The following is a 16866-nucleotide window of genomic DNA, read 5'->3' as shown; positions in this document are numbered from 1 at the left end:
GTGAGCGCAAGCCAGGAACAAACTACCCCATCATCCCCATGACTTTAGCCTTCGCTACCGCTTGAGTACGCCGCTGCACACCTAACTTGCTGTGGATCCGACGCGCATGGGTTTTTACCGTGTGCAACGATATGAACAGCTGCTCGGCAATTTGTTGATTGGAATGACCTTGTGCAATCAACTCCAGCACTTCAAGTTCCCGGTGACTGAGCAACGTATCTTCAGAGCCAGCCGCTGGCGACTCGATGGGCTCCGCCGACTGCGTCCAGTGCAACAGGTCAGGTTGGCGCAAGCGCAACTCACACAACGCTTGCTGCGCCCGATAACAGGCGACTCGTTTGAGCCCTTCTTGCACCAGCGTTCGAACCTGGGAACGGTCGGCAGACAACCAGACCACTTCAACCAGCGCTAGCTGCAAATCGGCTTCCAGACCATGCATTTCAAGGCATTGCGCCTGGCTGATCATGGCTTCCAGACGAGCCTGCGGATCTTGCGCCCGATGCAAGTAGACCTCTGTCAGTACCAGTAGATATTCAAGTCGCGGAATCAACTCCAGCGTCGCGGGAGGCGCGTGCTTGGCCTGCGGCCCGCGAAAATGCCGCAACACCCGGGTCAAGGCTTCATAAGCCAGTTCCGGACGGCCTTGTTGCAACCAGAACTGGCAACTGGTTTGCAGCAGCACGCCGCGGTACACCGTATCGGGGATGTGTCGCTGCTGCATGATCCGCTCGGCGTCGCGCAGTTGCATGAACGCTTCGCCGTAGTCACCTTGGTTGGCGGCCAGGCTCGCTTTGCCGAGAAAACCATAGAGCACTTGTTTGTCCTGGCTGCGCAGGCCGGTTTCCAGGCCCACTTGAAATTGCTCGGCCGCCAACTCATCAAGCCCCATGCGCAATGCCAGGCGTCCACGACGCAGGGCAATACGCCCCAACAACGCGGAAAAATCCTGGCCGGGCTTATCGAGCAAGGCCTGGACGGCGCTTAGCAAATGTTCGGCCCGATGGGGGGCACCGCGTTGTTCCAGCACCTGAGCGTGGTCCAATTCCAGCAGCCCTTCAAACACCAGCGAGCCTTGGGCGCGCGCCAGGCATAATGCCTGGCGGTTGATCCATTGGGCAGAGGCCAGGTCGCCTTTGAGCAGCGCTTGCTGCGTCAGCCCCAGCAGGCATAGCAATCGAAGGGACCAGGCTTGTGGATCGAGGCTGCCCTGGGCCTGGAGGAAATGCTCGCGCGCCTGGTCGCCGTCTCCCGAGAGATGCAGCAACCAACCGCGCAAGACCTGCCAGCGCGCCAGCACTTCTCGCTGCTGGCAGGCCTGGGGCTGGGGCACGAACCGGGCCAGTTGTTCGATGCACGCCGACGCCTGTTCGAAGCGTCCTGCAAACAACAGCGCCGCCGTCACCAACCCCACCGATTGCGGCGTACCCAGCGTCAACGCTTCACCTTGTTGATCATGCAGGTTGAGCAATAGCACCACGTTGCTGCGTTGCAGTACATGCTCGAAGCTCAAGTGCTGCAAAAAGCTGACGGCGGTCTCGAACTCCCCCGCCTGCATGGCTTGCTCGAATGCCATTTGCCAGTCCTGCTCGGCGGCGAACCACTGGCAGGCCCGGCGGTGCCAGGACCGTCCTTGCGGCCAGGGCTCGTCACGTACCAGGCGGGCCAGGGGCGGGAAAATGTGCAACCAGTCCGAGGACTGTTCCCACGGTTCGATAAAGCACCCCAGGTCCAGCAACAAGGGAAGGCATTCGGCGCCCACGGTATCGCCGAACAGGTGCTCGCAAAGCCGGGCATTGAAGCGTGGTAAATGGGCCAGCACGCGCCAGGCCTGGGCCAGGTCCGGGGTCAGCGTGCTGAACAGCTCGTACTCAAGGTAATCCAGCAGGGTGCCGGGCCGTCCCGGCGACGCGTGACGGCGCGCCCATTCACAACGCTCAAGCAAGGCGATGCGCACCCCGGCGCACCAACCGCCGCTGCGCTGTAGCACCTCACGGGCCGTGCGGGCCGCCTGGGGGGCCGGCAGATGACTGAGCAATTGCTGGACATCGTCCAGGGTGAAGACCAACGCCTGCGTGTCGAATTCGTGCAGCTCGTCATCGAGCAGCAGGCGCGGCCAATTGCAGTGGGGACGGCGGCGGCTATTTACCCACACGTGCAACGCCGGGCTGCTGACGTTCAACAGACGATCGAGCCACTGGTCCAGCTCGGGATTCGGTACCCGACAATAATCATCCAGAAACAACCAGGTCGGTGTTTGCAAACTCGCCAGATGAGCCGTCAGCCCGACTTGATCCATCACCGGCAGCCCGAGGGTTTGCGCCAGGTGTTCGCACATTTGCCCGACACTCAGCGCCGCGCCCCCCAGGGGCAGCCAGTGCAGCCGACACTCGGCGGGGGCCTGGAGGAAACATTCGGCGAACAACGCACTCTTGCCACTGCCCGCCGGCGCGCACAGCAGTTTTACCCGCGCCTCGGAGGCCAGCAAGGGCTCGCTCAAGGACCGCCGCGGTAGATGCGTCGAGGACAGACGAGGGAGCAATCCTGGACGGTCCGGACACGGGGTCATGGCGGTCATGTCAGCAGAGTCCTGTTTATTGTTGTTTCATCACCCTAGTCCTGTGTCGCTCACCTTAGGAGAAGTATTCAGCGCGCTGATTAGCGCCCATAAAAAAACGACCGGCAGGTTTGCTGCCGGTCGTTCATGATCATTTCAAGTCAGACACAGTTTGTGGCAGCCATCTTTCCAACCTTCAGACCTTAACGAACCCCAGTCGAACGCAGCGCCGCCGGTGTGTAGTCGGCTGCCCTGGCTTCGAAACCGTACTCGTAGCTGTGCTTCTCTTCGTTCTTCATCCCCAGGGCAATGTAGCGGCCAGCGATGATGTCGTAGAGCGCCTCGAGGGTGTAGCCCGGGTTCTGGTGGTCGTAGTAGAACTGGGCATGACCTTCGGCCACCCGCCACAGTTGACCGCGACCGTCGTAGTGGTCCACCAGCGCGGCCTGCCAGCTGTCTTCGTCGAAGTACATGTGGCGTTTGGCGTAGATGTGCCGCTCGCTGGGCTTGACCGTCCCGACCACTTCCCAGACCCGGTGCAACTCATAGCGGGTCAGGTCCTGGTTGATATGGCCGGCCTTGATCACATCGTCGTACTTGAGGCTGGGGGAATCGAGCTTGTAGCTGTTGTACGGGATGTACATTTCCTTCTTGCCGATCAGCTTCCAGTCGTAGCGATCCGGGGCGCCGGAAAACAGGTCAAAGTTGTCGGAGGTGCGCAACCCGTCGGCGGCGGTACCCGGGCCGTCGTAGGCCACTTGCGGGGCACGACGTACGCGACGCTGGCCGGCGTTGTAGATCCAGGCCAGGCGCGGCTCCTTCACTTGGTCGAGGGTTTCGTGCACCAACAGCACATTACCGGCCAGGCGTGCCGGGGCGGTGACCTCCTGCTTGAAATAGGTCAGTACGTTACTGGCCTTTTCCGGGTCGGCATCCTTGATCAGGAACGGCACGGCGATTTCTTCTTCGAAGCGGATCGGCGTGAAGCCGCCATTGGTCTGTGGCGTGGCCTGGGTAATGATGCGTCGCAGGTTGCCACCGTGATAACGGGTGATGTGGTTCCATATGACTTCCACACCGTTCTTGGGGATCGGGAACGCGTAGTAGCGGTTGCCGGTGAAGTTGGACAAGCCGTTACCGTCGTTGATGGACGCCACGTTGAGTGCGCTGCGCTTGGCCGACTCGTAGATTTCCGGCGGCAGGGAAACGCTGCGGTGGGTTGGATAGACTGGAATCTTGTAGGTTTCCGGGTAGCGCTTGAACATCGCGACCTGGCCTTCGGAGAGCTTGTCCTTGTACTTGTCCACCGTCGCGGCGGTGATGGTGAACAGTGGTTTTTCATTGGCGAACGGGTCGGCCAAAAAACCCTTGCTGTCCACTGCTCCAGCGTTTTTTGGAATGCCGCCGGTCCAGGCCGGGATCGAGCCATCGGCGTTGCCAGCCTTTTCCGCACCGATGGGGGTGAGACTGGTGCCCAGTTTGTTCGCTTCATCCGGCGAAACCGCCGCCATCACGTTCGCGGCCAACAGGCTCAAGGCCAGGGCACCGCATTGCAGGATCATCTTGCGCATTGGGTTTTCCTTGTCAGCCAGATCAGAAGTTCACGCCGAAGCTCAACGCGAGGAAGTCGCGGTCTTCGAGAACGTTGTAATCGCCGCCAAAAAAGTCGGTGTAGCTCAGGCTGGCGGTGTACGTGTTGCGGTAGTCGGCATCGACACCGAGGCTGACGGCCTTGGCGCCTTCGTTGAACAAGCCGTTGGGACCGTAGCCGGCCACGTCGTGGGACCAGGACACGTTAGGCTTGAAGTTCACCCCGCCGATCACGTTGGAGTAGTCGAGAATCGCCCGGGCGCGGTAGCCCCAGGAGGTCGAGGTGACGAAGCCATCGGTGTCACCATTGAACCCGTACTGGCCGTAGACCGAATCGCGGCCGTAACGCAGTTTGTCCTTGGACTCCAGCCCGCCGACGTGCACCACCGCCGCCTCGCCCACCAAGGTCAGGCGATCGGCGCCCAGTACCTGATCGAAGAAGTGCGTCAGGGTGCTCTGGACTTGGGTGATTTCCTTGCGGCGGTAGCCGGTGTTGTCTGCGCCCGCCGAGGTGGCAATGGGTGATGCTGCACCACCGGCAATCGGATTGAGCAAGGCCAGGGTCAGGTCGGTGGTATTGACCTGCACCGGTGCGTTGGGGCGATAGCTGATTTCCCCGGTCCACGCGGTACCGGTAGGCAGCGTGGTGGAGAAACTGGCGCCGTACAGGCGGATGTCCTCGGGGTATTCAAGGTAGTACTGGCCGCGTCCCAGCATCACGCTTTGCGCCAGGCCCGCTCCGCTGCCGGGCGCTATACCGTTGGCAATCGCGACCATCCCCGGCAGGGCCGCCAGCGTGGAGAGTCCCGCTGTGGTCGTCCCCACAGTAGGCGTGCGGCTGTGATAGTTCATGAAGTACAGTCCATACTCGGTGTCATCGCCGAGCCAGCGCAACGCCGTGCCCCACTGGCCGGAATCACGGGCGTCCCGGTCACCGCTGCGAGCAATGACAACGCCTTCGTCATTCACCTGAATACCTTGGCCAAAGGCCTGAGTCAGTGGCACGAATGGCGCGATCGCCGGGCTGCCCACGGTGTAACCGCTGGTGCAACCATCTGCCACTACGTCATTGCCGAAGAACGTGCCGCAGTTGTCGACAACGGTCTGGTCCCACTCCAGTTGGTAGAACCCTTCGATAGTGAGTTTGTCGGTCAAACCCTGGGAGGCGAACAGCATGTTCACCGGGATCAAGCCTTCCTTGATCTCCGCGCCCGGGCGACGGAACGCGGACACGTCCACCGGGTTGATGCTGTTGATGGAGTTGCCGATGAAGGTACTTTCGCCCCAGCTGACCACCTGCTTGCCGGCGCGCACTGTGCCGGGCAAATCGGCGATGGAATAGTTGTGATAGACGAAGGCATCGAGGATCTGCGCCCCTGACGACTTGGCGCCTTCCTTGCGATTGCTGTCACTGATGTCCTTGAACTCACGGCCTTCGTCCTTGAGTTCGAAGTCGTACCAGTACTTGCCACGCACGAACACACCGGTGTCGCCGTACTTGAGTTCGAGGTCGTGCAGGCCTTTGAAGATCTTGGAAAAGGTTTCGCCTTTCTTGAAGTTCAGCCGCCCATCGTCACCCGTGGACGACTGCCCCCTACCGCCGTTGACGGTACCAACCAGGTCCTTGTCGGCGTCGCGCATGCCCCAGCTCGCGCCCACGGACAGCGAAGAGTCGAACTGACCCTCGATCTCGCCAATGTTGAATGAAACGGCCTGCGCCTGGGCACAGCAACCCAAGGCCACCGCAACGGCCAGCGCCTGCGGCTTGAAGATGGCGCGCATTGTTATTGTTGTCATGCGTCTTCCCCGGTGAGTGACAGAGACCTCACCCTACTGCCGCACGCCATGGGCGATAAGCGCACCAAGGAGGTATTCGCGTTGTACCTAAAAAGGATTACTGGCCTTGCAGGGCGGGCCTCTGCGTCGAGCATCGACGGACTGGATGATGGGTTATCAGCTGCGCGCATATTCATCACAGCCATTGCGACTGTTGCGGACCCCGTAACGGTGCATGTCTGAATCCAGGCTGTTTCCCGAAGAACTCGATCCTTATGCTGGCGGGGCTTTCAGGGCAACGGGCCTGCAAGCGCAAGCCGCCACGGCATCCCTCACGCCTGGCGTACCGTCCTTCGGATGGATTGGCGTATCGATCCATCATCCCGTGTTTACCGACGTTGATTTGTAGCTCCTTTGCAACGTCATGTTTAGGCCGCTGCTTTTGCAGCGGCCTTTTTTATTTGCGGGTTATTTCTCGATAGAAACTTCTCGATTCCTACAGCACTGTCGGAAACGCTATATGAGTTTCCCCTCAGAAGAAGCCCACACGGTAGCTGTTTTAGAATTTAGAAAACCTCAGAGCACCCTTCCGGCTCAGATCTAATTTATTATCCAGAAGACGGCCATAACAGCCCTGAACAAATAGTTGAAAAGATAAAAGCTTGGCGCGCCGCCAACGGAAAACCGGGATTCAAGCAGCCCTGACGCTCCAGATATTTAAACGACCCTTGCTGCTGAATAATCGGCAGCAGGCTCTCTCGACTCCGTGTCGCGATGTACCGAATCCAGCAGCATTTGACCCTCCACTTCTCATCGGTAAAAAGCATTATGCACCTCCTCTACCCTAGCGACCCATTTGATAAAAAACATCCTGATGAGCAGTACGCTGAAGAGTACGAAGCGGTAATGACTGCGGGACTGAGGACTGCGCTGTTCTCTTTTGAAGATTTCGAAGCAGGTCTTTTCAGGACTTCTGCGCCCCTCACGTCTGGAGACTCGACCTTATATCGCGGGTGGATGCTGACACTCGACGCGTATGCCGCTTTGGTTAGCCACCTGTGCGAAAAGGGCATCATTGGAATAACCGACGCTACGCAATATCGACTCTGTCATCACTTGCCGCAGTGGTATCCATTGCTGGTTGCCTACACGAGCGAAACGGTGGTGTTGGCCAGTGATGCAAACTTCACTCAGGCACTCGAAGGCCTACAATGGCCAGGCTACTTCATCAAGGATTACGTAAAGTCGCTTAACACCGGTAGTGGTAGCTTGGTGAGCACTCCCGAAGGCATAGCGCCGCTTGTTGAAAAGATGCGCCAATATCGTGGCCAGATTGAAGGCGGTATATGCGTCAGACGACGAGAGGAATACCTCGAAGAAACCGAGCGTCGTTACTTTGTGCTCCACGGGCAGGCCTATGGCGTCACCGACGAGGTGCCTGAGTTGGTGATCGAATGCGCACGGCTGATCGACAGTCCTTTTTTCTCGATCGACGTAGCACTCAGGTCAGACGGTGTACTGCGGGTAATCGAGTTGGGCGACGGCCAGGTGTCAGACCGCAAGGAATGGTCCGCCGAGCGCTTCGCCTGGATGTTGAGCCGCGCAGGATAGGTATATACCTGATGGAATCCACTTTATGGGTAATGCCGTTCACTTGAGGTTTCTTTGAATCATCGTGGCGAGGGAGCTTGCTCCCGCTTGAGTGCGAAGCGCTCACAAAAAGGGGGGTGTCAGAAATTTTGTGTTCGGGCATAACATGAGTAAGAGGTGCATGTATGCCAACCAAGAAGAAACCCGCGTTGCGAGAGCTGCCGAAAATCCCGAAAGAGCTGCTTGAGCAATTTACCGATGGACCGATGACCGCTGAAGCCATTGAGGATGCCTCTGCGGCGTTCAAGAAGGCTTTGATCGAGCGAGCCTTGAGTGCTGAGCTTGGCCACCACCTGGGCTATCCGCCGGGCGCGCAGCGCCCAGAGGATGAAACCAACCAGCGCAATGGCAAAAGCGGCAAGACGGTTCTAACCGGTGATGGTCCGCTCCGACTGGATATTCCTCGCGACCGGGACGGCAGTTTTTCTCCCATCCTGATCCCCAAACACGAGCGGCGTTACACTGGGTTCGACGACAAGATCATCGCCATGTATGCCCGCGGAATGACTGTTAGAGAGATCCGTGCGTTTCTTTCCGAGCAGTACGGTACGGACGTTTCTCCCGACTTCATTAGCTCTGTAACCGACGAAGTCATGGCAGAGATCGGTGCCTGGCAACAGCGGCCTTTGGAGCCGATGTATCCGGTTATTTTCTTCGATGCTCTGCGGGTCAAAATCCGCGAAGAGGGGCTGGTTCGCAACAAGGCAATCTACCTGGCCTTGGGTGTTTTGCCTGACGGAACACGCGATATTCTCGGCATTTGGATCGAAACGACCGAGGGCGCCAAATTCTGGATGAAGGTGTTCAACGACCTCAAGACACGCGGCGTCGAAGACGTGTTGATTGCTGTGACCGATGGCCTTAAAGGCATGCCGGAAGCTCTCAGCGCTGTATTTCCGGACACGACACTGCAAACATGCATTGTTCATCTGATCCGCAACAGTCTTGATTACGCGGCTTGGGATAAGCGCCGCGAACTGGCCAAGGCGCTCAAACCGATCTATCAGGCAGTCACCGCCGAAGCGGCCGAGCAAGCGCTGGATGCGTTTGAAAGCGGGCCATGGGGCAAGCAGTATCCGACGGTAGTGGCTGCTTGGCGCCGCGCTTGGGATCGTGTGATTCCTTTTTTCGTTTTCCCGCCGGCGATCCGAAAAGTGATCTACACGACCAACGCCATTGAGAGCATCAACGCTCAACTGCGCAAGATCATCAAGACCCGAGGCCACTTCCCGACCGACGATGCGGCGACCAAGCTGATCTGGCTTGGGCTGCGCAATATCACAGCAAACTGGGGTTCAGCGGCCCATGACTGGAAAAGTGCGATGAATCAATTCGCGATTCTGTACGGAGATCGATTTATCAGACCGACCTGGTAAAAGCATGGCCTGCCTAACGGCAGGCCGTTACCGGCCCGCACACAAAATATCTGACAGTCCCCAAAAAGGGGCCGCTACGCAGCCCAGCGGGAGCAAGCTCCCTTGCCACGGAATCATTTCATCCGTAAGCATCTAGGATTCAGGGGCGTCTTTGGCTTATCACTTCATTACATCCACGACAGTCAGTTCCCAAACACCCAAACGCCTATTCCTACAACATTGTAAGAACCCCACTACAAGCTCATAAAAAATCCACTGATAGGCTGAAAGTCAGTCGCAGCATTCTGCTTCGATTTTAAATCTCAGTGAGTTCTTTATGACGCCAATCAACTACAGCAGCTATCGATCAAAGAACGGCTATAACAGCCGAGTTCGTTTTCTGGTCTTTCACTACACCGCCGCGAACTTCTCCTCTTCCGTCAACGCACTGACCGGCGCTTCGGTCAGCGCTCACTACCTGATCCCGGACTTCACCGACCCGAGTTACTTGAAAGCCGGTTTCAACGAGCCGCAGATTTTCAATCTGGTCGACGAAAACCAACGTGCCTGGCACGCGGGAGTGAGCAGTTGGGGTGGTCGAAATAATCTGAACGACACCTCGATTGGCGTTGAAATCGTCAATCTCGCCACGGATAACCAGGGGCAGTTCACCTTCCCGCCTTATACGCCCGAGCAAATCGAGGCGATCGAATACCTGGCGTTGAACATACTCAAGCGCTATCCGGACATCAGCCCGGTCAACGTGGTGGGGCATTCGGACATCGCCGCCGGCAGGAAAAGCGACCCTGGCCCGATGTTTCCCTGGCAGGCGCTGTACGCCAAAGGCATCGGCGCCTGGTTCGATGGGCCCACGCAAAAGGCCTACACGCAGGCTTACCAATGCAACGGCTTGCCGACGCGTGAGCAACTGCTCGGGCTGTTCAAGAAATATGGGTATGACACGTCGGCCGCCACGACGAGCGCGGGTTTTCAGCGGCTGGTGCGCGCGTTTCAGCTGCACTTTCGTCCGGCGAAACATGACGGCGTGATGGATATCGAGACGGCGGCGAACCTGGCAGCGCTGGTGAAGAAATACGTTCCGTGACCCGCGTTGCCGTCACTGACGGCAACCGGTCCAGGCAGCGAGTTAAACGGTGTAGCGTTGCAGATTCGCCATCATTTCCTTCAACGCTTCCAGGTTGTCATTCGGGTGCACCGCATCCTCGAAATCACAAATTTGCTGCCAATGGGCGGCGACGTCTTCAGGCGAGAAGCCTTTGCGCGGATCGAACCCGGCACCCAAGCTGCGCTCCCAACGCACCTTGCCCATCCAGCCGCCGCCCACTTCGAACAATCCGGAAGTTTCCTGGCAGGTTTCACTGGCCAGGTACACCACCAACGGGCTGACCAGTTCAGGCTTGAGTTGTTCGAATACCTGCGGCGGGATCAGGCCCTCGGTCATGCGGGTGCCGCCGGTGGGGGCAATGGCGTTGACCAGGATATTGTTCTTGCGACCTTCGATGGCCAAGGTGCGGGTCAGGCCATACAGGCCAAGCTTGGCCATGCCGTAGTTGGATTGGCCGAAGTTGCCGTAGATGCCAGACGTTGAGGCCGTGAAGATGACCCGCCCATAGTTTTGTTCACGCAGGTGCGGCCATGCGGCGCGGGTGACTTTGTAGGCGCCTTCGACATGGACGCGGTAGACCAGATCCCAGTCGGCATCGTCCATTTTGTGAAAGGTCTTGTCCCGCAGGATGCCGGCGTTGTTGACCACCACATCGACCCGGCCGAACGCGTCGAGGGCGTTCTGGACCAGTTTGTCGCCATCGGTGACGGAGTCGTGATTCGCTTCGGCGATGCCGCCGGCTGCGCGAATTTCGGCGACTACCCGGTCCGCTGCCGAGGCGTTGGCCCCTTCCCCTTGCGCCGAGCCGCCAAGGTCGTTGACCAGCACCTTTGCACCTTGTTTGGCGAACAGCAGCGCATGGGCGCGTCCCAGGCCACCGCCGGCACCCGTGACGATCACGACTTTATCTTCGAAGCGCACAGACTCACTCATGACAGAACTCCAGCAGGCCGATAGGACAATGGGCACGAGTGTCCGGTACAAGTCGACCGGTCACAATCAACACGGTTGGGAGTGAATGGTGGGCGATAAGGTGGGGGATGATGCGGGCCAAATCCTGGTCGCCGTAGCTTGCATCCACGGCGGCACATTCAATGTCTTCACCGGCAGAACCACCGCCATCGCGAGCAAGCTCGCTCCCACAGGGGTCGCGGATGCCCACGGATTTTGATCACGCCACAAGTCCATTGTGGGAGCGAGCTTGCTCGCGATGGGGCCGGCACATTCTTGGGTGGTTATGACTTCGCTATCGCGAGCAAGCCCCACAACGAATGCTCACGAATAGGCCATCTGCCTGAGCGGGGTGGCGATGTTTGCGCGAAACGCCAGGTAATGCTGGAGCACCTGCACCGGTGCCTCGGTGTGGGGGTAATGACCGATGTCCGGCAACAGCACCGTGTCAGGGTTTGGAATCAGCGCCTCGTAGCGCGCCACCATGTGCTCACCGGATATCGGATCGACCGCCCCGTCAATCACCCGCAACGGCACTGCACCGCGCTGCATCGCGCGCACCCAACGATCGCGCTGCACCCGTCGTTCGGGGATGTAGGCGATGAGTTTGTGCATGATCCGCGGGCCGCGATGGGCTTCGACCAAACTCCAGAAATCATCCAGCACACTTTCAGTGGGCGCGGTCCTGGGGCCGAAAATCTGGCGAAAACTCTTGACCAGGCTTTGCCGGGAGAATAGCCGCCCCAGCAGCCAACCCGCGGGGCTGAGCAACAGTTTTTGAGCCAGTACCGGACGATGGGTTTCCGGGAACAGACCACCGTTGAGGAACACACAACTGGCGACCTGGATGCGCGCCTCAAAATGCCGGGCGATCAGCTCCTGGGCCACACTGTCACCATAGTCGTGGGCCAACACATGCACCGCTTGCTTGACGTTCAGATGCGCCAGCAAGGCCTGTTGCAGATCCGCCTGCTCCAGCAGGCTGTAGGCATGGTTCAACGGCTTGGCGGAGTCACCGAAACCGAGCATGTCACACGCGATCACGCGATAGCGTTGCGCCAATGGCTGCCACAGGTAATGCCAATCCCAACTGGCGGTGGGGAAACCGTGGATCAACAACAGCGGTTCGCCCTGCCCTGCCACCCAGTAACGAATGACATGGCCGCGGAACAGGAAGGTCTGGCTGCGCTGGCGCCAGATACGCAGGGGAATCTGGACCAGGGGCATCAGCTTCTATACCCCGTGTCTTGTTGATCGAGCTTGCGCAGCAACGCCGGCCAGGCCAACGCGCCTCCCATGCCCTGTGCGCTCCTGGTCACCCCGGCGATCATCGCCTGGGCGCCAGCCAGGATCTGTGGCTCGATGGCGATCAGCTCGGCCCCACCGCCCTGAGCCAGGACCTGAATGTCACAGGCCCGCTGGAAGGTGAACATCATCAGGAAGGTATCGGCGATGGTGCCGCCGCAGGTCAGCAGGCCATGGTTGTGCAGCATCAGGAAGTTGCTGTCACCCAGGTCCGCCTGCAAGCGAGCCTTTTCCTCGTGATTCAAGGCCACCCCTTCGTAGGCGTGATAGGCCAGGCTCGACAGCACGAACAGCGATTGCTGGCTGATCGGCAACACGCCCTGCTTCTGGGCCGACACTGCGACACCGGCCGCCGTGTGGGTGTGCAACACACAGGCCACATCATGGCGAACCTCATGCACCGCACTGTGGATGGTGTAGCCGGCCGGGTTGATCTCGTAAGGGCTGTCCATCAACTTATTACCGGCCTGGTCGACTTTAACCAGGCTCGACGCGGTGATTTCATGGAACATCAACCCAAACGGGTTGATCAGGAAATCCTCCGTGCCGGGAACCTTGGCGGAAATATGGGTGAAGATCAGGTCATCCCAGCCATGCAATGCGACAAGCCGATAACAGGCGGCAAGGTCGACCCGGGTTTGCCATTCGGCGGCACTGACTTGGTCTTTGATGCTGAGTGTCGGTTGGATGGGCGCTACGCTCACGGCTCGGACCCCCTGGTTTTCTTATTATATGAAGCTCATTACAAAAACTTCGTACGCAAGAAAACCAGTCTAGTCAGCTCTTGGGGGAGCGGTAGTTGCATTAGCAGCCAGCTTACTGGCCGAGCGGGTCATCGCAATGGACGCCCTGGCGCCCGGCCAACGCCGTCAACGCAAGGCGTCGATCAACTCGCCGAGCCACGGTTCGGCATCGGTTTCCGGGGTGACGCTTTCGCTGGCGTCCAGCCGTAGCATCGGCAACACCTCGCGCACGCCCAGCTCGGCGTACAACTCGCGCATTTGCTCGCCCCCAGCGCAGAAGGTATCCCCGTAGCTGGCGTCGCCCAGGCCGATCACCGCGCCGGGCAAGCCGCGAAAGAGTCCAGGCAACTGGTCGCGGAGGGTCGAGTACAGCGGCATCAAATTGTCCGGCAACTCACCCATGCCCGTCGTAGAGGTCACCGCCACCAAGGCCTGTGGGCCAAATGCCTGGATATCCGCCAAGGTGGCGCGAGGGTTGTGCCAGGCTTCGAAACCCGCGTCGCGAAACAGTTTGGCTGCGTGTCGGGCGACTTCTTCGGCGGTGCCATAGACCGAGCCGGAAAGAATGGCGACTTTCATCAATCTGATCCTGAACCAAAATAAGAGAGCTGCGATAGTAACAGCAGCGCTCGTCGGACTGCGAATGGCTCTCAATAGAGCCGTAATGGCAAGTGGACAGCTTGTCGATTTCTTCTAAAATATGGTTTCAACAAGGATGTTTAAAGGGCCCTCTACATGATCAACGCTCAACTGATGCAACTGGTCATCAATGCTTCGAACGACGGGATCGTCATCGCTGAAAAAGAAGGCGACGAAGACAATATTCTCATCTACGTTAACCCGGCCTTCGAACGGCTGACAGGCTACAACAGCGACGAAATCCTTTATCAGGATTGCCGGTTCCTGCAATCGGGTGATCGCGACCAACCCGCTCTCGAGCTGATTCGCAATGCCTTGAAGCGAGGGGGGTCGTGCCGGGAGGTACTACGCAACTACCGAAAGGATGGCACGCCATTCTGGAATGAACTGTCGTTATCAACAGTTAAAAGCGAAGCCGACGGCCATACCTATTTCGTCGGCGTCCAGAAAGACGTCACCGTCCAGGTCAAGGCCCAGCAACGTATCGCCCAGTTGGAACAGCAGTTGGCCGACGCCCGGGAAACGATTGCCCGGCTCGAAGCGACGAACGGCACAAACAAACCGGCGAATTAACGGTCAGTCACTACAATCACCAGTGAAAATGTAAATCATCATTTCGAGTAGACCATGCAGCGCGATGCCCTATTGACTCAGGATGAACTGGACTTCATCCGGACCATGCAGCACAACCCGCAATTGAACGAGCGGGATGTCACGTCGAGCTTGCTGGTAAACGGTGGGTCGCAGATCCGTGACCTGCTGACGCGCCTGGCGGCGAATGAGCAAGTGACGCTGCAAGCCAACTTCGAAAACCAGCAAATGACCTTTCCGTTGCACCTGGTGGAAGACGAATTCCATGCGATGCACTTGCGTTTAGGTGTGCCGAGTATCTACGAGGACGGACCGAAGATACGCCCGTGGCGCCTGACGCTCGAGGAGCCCGTAGCGCTGGAAAATATCAAGGGCCAGCCGGGATCTCTCTGGGTCCACGAGGTGTCCTGTAAAGGCGTCTTGTTGGAAAACCGCAGTCGTATCAAGCCACCCAAGCAATTTGCCTTGTGGTTCAGCCCGTCAGGCTACGAGAGAATTTCGTTGCGAGGCAGCTTCGAACGGGAAACCGACCAGGGTTTGTTTGCCTACCATTTGAACCAGAATGACCTGGACGAGACTGAACGCTTGCGCCAGTACATCCTGCAGCAACATCGCCTGACCCATCCGACCATGCATCTTTAACGTGTGAGGCAGGGCACCCGTTCAGGTGTCCAGGTTGCCCGTCAGAAATTGACGCAAGCGATGGTTCATCACCGTTCCCTCATTGCCCAGGCAACCGATTGACGATCCAGCCAGGCGCTCCTGCGCCAGATCGGAGGCATCACCGGCCAGCATTAACGGACAATCCAGGCTCATCGACAGTTTTCCCAAGCGTTTGGGGAGTTCGGAAGTCGGCGCATGGTTTGAAACCAGCACCAGCGCCAACGGCTGGATCTTCTGGCACACCAGGGTCAGTTCGTCGAACGGCAGGCCGATCGACAGCACCCTGACGCCGACGTCCGCCTTGGACAGGAACAGCGCCGCGACCAGCAATTCCAATTCACGGCACTGACCGGCAATGGCGCTGATCAGGACACGGCGCGACAGGCCTTCGCGCTTGAGCAAGAGCCGCTGGATGATGCGCGAGCGCAGGAAACCGTCAAAAAACACCCACTCGCTGGTTTGCCCGAACTCTTGCTGGTGTTGCAGCAATTGCCGCCAGATCGGCATCAGGATGTCCTGGAAGATGATCGGTACCGCGTAGGTGGAAAAGATCTGCCCGTAGACGCGATCCAGCTCTATATCGTCAAAGTTGCCAACTGCATCCGCCACCTGTTGTTGCCACTGGGCGTAATCGGCCCTGACCAGGTCGGGTGAAATCAGCGCAGAGACCGGCTGCACCGACTCGGTCTTCGCCAGAATCTTACTCACTTTACTGACCGCTACGCCGCGCTCAATCCAGGCCAGGATGCTGCGCACCTTGTCGATATCGCTCAAAGAATACAGGCGATGCCCGCTTTCGGTGCGGGTGGGCTGGATCAACCCGTAACGACGCTCCCATGCGCGCAGGGTCACGGGGTTTACACCGGTCAATCGGGCTACTTCGCGAATGGGAAACAAATCTTCGCGCTTTAAAGCACCTGAGGCCTGGAAAACGAAGTTATCGTCTGTGATTACGCTCATTTTGGCAGACAAATCCGGCTGGCAAATTGGATCCCAGTTTACTCCCTCCTAGACATAGGATGACAATAGCGATGGGCGGTTTCGTTGCGTTTCGTTCAAAAAGGCATGGGTTTTGACTGTTTTTCAGCTCCCAGCGCGTCGCCAATGCTCGCGAAAATGCAATGGCAGTCAACATTTGGGTTGAATGGACCGGTCGCTGTTATAGTTTTGCTCTTGCCGTGAACCGAGCCACCCTATGTCCAGCGCCACCGCTCCAATCCTGATCACTGGCGCAGCCCAGCGCGTCGGCCTGCATTGCGCCCGACGATTACTGGAAGACGGTCAACCGGTGATCGCCACCTATCGCACCGAACGCCCAGGCGTGCAGACACTGCGGGACCTGGGCGCGACCGTGCTGTTCGCCGACCTTTCCAGCGAGGCCGGGATCCTGGGTTTCATCGAACAGCTCAAGCAGCACACCGACCGGCTGCGGGCCATCGTGCACAACGCCTCGGCGTGGCTGGCCGAGGTCCCGGGCGCCGAGACGGACGCTTTCAGTGCCATGTTCGGCGTGCACATGCTCGCACCCTACCTGATCAACCTGCACTGCGCCGAACTGCTGCAACGTTCAACACCTGCGGATATCGTGCACATCAGCGATGATGTGACGCGCAAGGGCAGCAGCAAGCACATCGCCTATTGCGCCACCAAGGCCGGCCTCGAAAGCCTGACCCTGTCGTTCGCGGCGAAGTACGCACCGGCCATCAAGGTCAACGGCATCGCCCCGGCCCTGCTACTGTTCAATCCCGAAGACGACGCGGCTTACCGCGCCAAGGCCCTGGCCAAGTCTGCGCTGGGCATCGAACCCGGCAGCGAAGTGATCTACCAGAGCCTGCGTTATCTGCTGGACAACCCCTATGTCACCGGCACGACCCTGACCGTCAACGGCGGAAGGCACGTCAAATAGCCTTGTTTCGAGGAAGT

The 16866-nt window shown here is 58.7% G+C and carries 16 protein-coding genes; 8 read left to right on the top strand and 8 right to left on the bottom strand.

The window, feature by feature from the left end:
- Positions 1-22: 22 nt before the first annotated feature.
- The 3 genes from CD58_RS04685 to CD58_RS04675 all read right to left on the bottom strand — a co-directional run bounded on the left by CD58_RS04685 (position 23) and on the right by CD58_RS04675 (position 5941).
- Complete coding sequence (locus CD58_RS04685; RefSeq protein WP_025211903.1) at positions 23-2575, bottom strand: helix-turn-helix transcriptional regulator; 2553 nt, start codon at positions 2573-2575, stop codon at positions 23-25.
- Between the two features lie 182 nt (positions 2576-2757).
- Entirely contained in the window at positions 2758-4125 is a 1368-nt protein-coding gene (locus CD58_RS04680) for a DUF1329 domain-containing protein (protein WP_025211902.1), read from the bottom strand.
- 22 nt (positions 4126-4147) lie between these two features.
- Positions 4148-5941, bottom strand: a complete 1794-nt coding sequence (locus tag CD58_RS04675; protein WP_025211901.1) for a DUF1302 domain-containing protein — start codon at positions 5939-5941, stop codon at positions 4148-4150.
- A gap of 214 nt (positions 5942-6155) precedes the next feature.
- Between CD58_RS04675 and CD58_RS31105 the strand changes: the two genes are divergently transcribed.
- From CD58_RS31105 to CD58_RS04655, 5 genes are all read left to right on the top strand, one after another.
- Complete coding sequence (locus CD58_RS31105) at positions 6156-6329, top strand: hypothetical protein (protein WP_158482150.1); 174 nt, start codon at positions 6156-6158, stop codon at positions 6327-6329.
- Positions 6330-6523: 194 nt separating this feature from the next.
- On the top strand, positions 6524-6625 hold the full coding sequence (locus tag CD58_RS31585) for a bacteriocin immunity protein (RefSeq protein WP_144238648.1): 102 nt from the start codon (positions 6524-6526) through the stop codon (positions 6623-6625).
- Positions 6626-6748: 123 nt separating this feature from the next.
- On the top strand, positions 6749-7531 hold the full coding sequence (locus CD58_RS04665; RefSeq protein WP_025211899.1) for an ATP-grasp domain-containing protein: 783 nt from the start codon (positions 6749-6751) through the stop codon (positions 7529-7531).
- A 164-nt stretch (positions 7532-7695) separates the two neighbouring features.
- Positions 7696-8946, top strand: coding sequence for an IS256 family transposase (locus tag CD58_RS04660; RefSeq protein ID WP_025211138.1), 1251 nt, complete (start codon positions 7696-7698; stop codon positions 8944-8946).
- A 316-nt stretch (positions 8947-9262) separates the two neighbouring features.
- Positions 9263-10030, top strand: a complete 768-nt coding sequence (locus tag CD58_RS04655) for an N-acetylmuramoyl-L-alanine amidase (protein WP_025211898.1) — start codon at positions 9263-9265, stop codon at positions 10028-10030.
- Between the two features lie 42 nt (positions 10031-10072).
- Here the strand turns inward: CD58_RS04655 and CD58_RS04650 are convergent, their stop codons facing one another.
- The 4 genes from CD58_RS04650 to CD58_RS04635 form a co-directional block, all read right to left on the bottom strand.
- The gene (locus CD58_RS04650; protein ID WP_025211897.1) at positions 10073-10984 is read right to left on the bottom strand and encodes an SDR family oxidoreductase; all 912 of its coding nucleotides are present in this window, start codon (positions 10982-10984) and stop codon (positions 10073-10075) included.
- Positions 10985-11326: 342 nt separating this feature from the next.
- The gene (locus CD58_RS04645) at positions 11327-12229 is read right to left on the bottom strand and encodes an alpha/beta fold hydrolase (protein WP_025211896.1); all 903 of its coding nucleotides are present in this window, start codon (positions 12227-12229) and stop codon (positions 11327-11329) included.
- Positions 12229-13011, bottom strand: coding sequence for a class II aldolase/adducin family protein (locus tag CD58_RS04640; protein ID WP_025211895.1), 783 nt, complete (start codon positions 13009-13011; stop codon positions 12229-12231). The genes CD58_RS04645 and CD58_RS04640 overlap by 1 nt, the downstream gene beginning before the upstream one ends.
- Before the next feature lie 165 nt (positions 13012-13176).
- The gene (locus tag CD58_RS04635) at positions 13177-13629 is read right to left on the bottom strand and encodes a flavodoxin (RefSeq protein WP_025211894.1); all 453 of its coding nucleotides are present in this window, start codon (positions 13627-13629) and stop codon (positions 13177-13179) included.
- A gap of 156 nt (positions 13630-13785) precedes the next feature.
- Here CD58_RS04635 and CD58_RS04630 point away from each other — a divergent pair, with 156 nt between their 5' ends.
- Positions 13786-14262 carry a PAS domain-containing protein gene (locus CD58_RS04630; RefSeq protein WP_025211893.1) on the top strand — a complete coding sequence of 159 codons (477 nt, stop codon included), beginning with the start codon at positions 13786-13788 and terminating at the stop codon, positions 14260-14262.
- 54 nt (positions 14263-14316) lie between these two features.
- A complete protein-coding gene (locus CD58_RS04625; RefSeq protein WP_025211892.1) occupies positions 14317-14922 on the top strand; it encodes a hypothetical protein in 606 nt (201 codons plus the stop codon).
- Between the two features lie 21 nt (positions 14923-14943).
- Here CD58_RS04625 and CD58_RS04620 read toward each other — a convergent pair whose 3' ends face one another.
- A complete protein-coding gene (locus tag CD58_RS04620; RefSeq protein WP_025211891.1) occupies positions 14944-15903 on the bottom strand; it encodes a MerR family transcriptional regulator in 960 nt (319 codons plus the stop codon).
- 235 nt (positions 15904-16138) lie between these two features.
- Here CD58_RS04620 and folM point away from each other — a divergent pair, with 235 nt between their 5' ends.
- Entirely contained in the window at positions 16139-16849 is a 711-nt protein-coding gene (gene folM / locus CD58_RS04615; RefSeq protein WP_025211890.1) for a dihydromonapterin reductase, read from the top strand.
- The last annotated feature ends 17 nt before the right edge of the window (positions 16850-16866 follow it).

Origin of the sequence: Pseudomonas brassicacearum, assembly GCF_000585995.1 — a bacterium.
Taxonomy (GTDB): Bacteria; Pseudomonadota; Gammaproteobacteria; order Pseudomonadales; family Pseudomonadaceae; genus Aquipseudomonas; species Aquipseudomonas brassicacearum_A.
The sequence above is the reverse complement of the archived record's forward strand: the minus strand, read 5'-3'. Positions and strand labels throughout refer to the sequence as shown.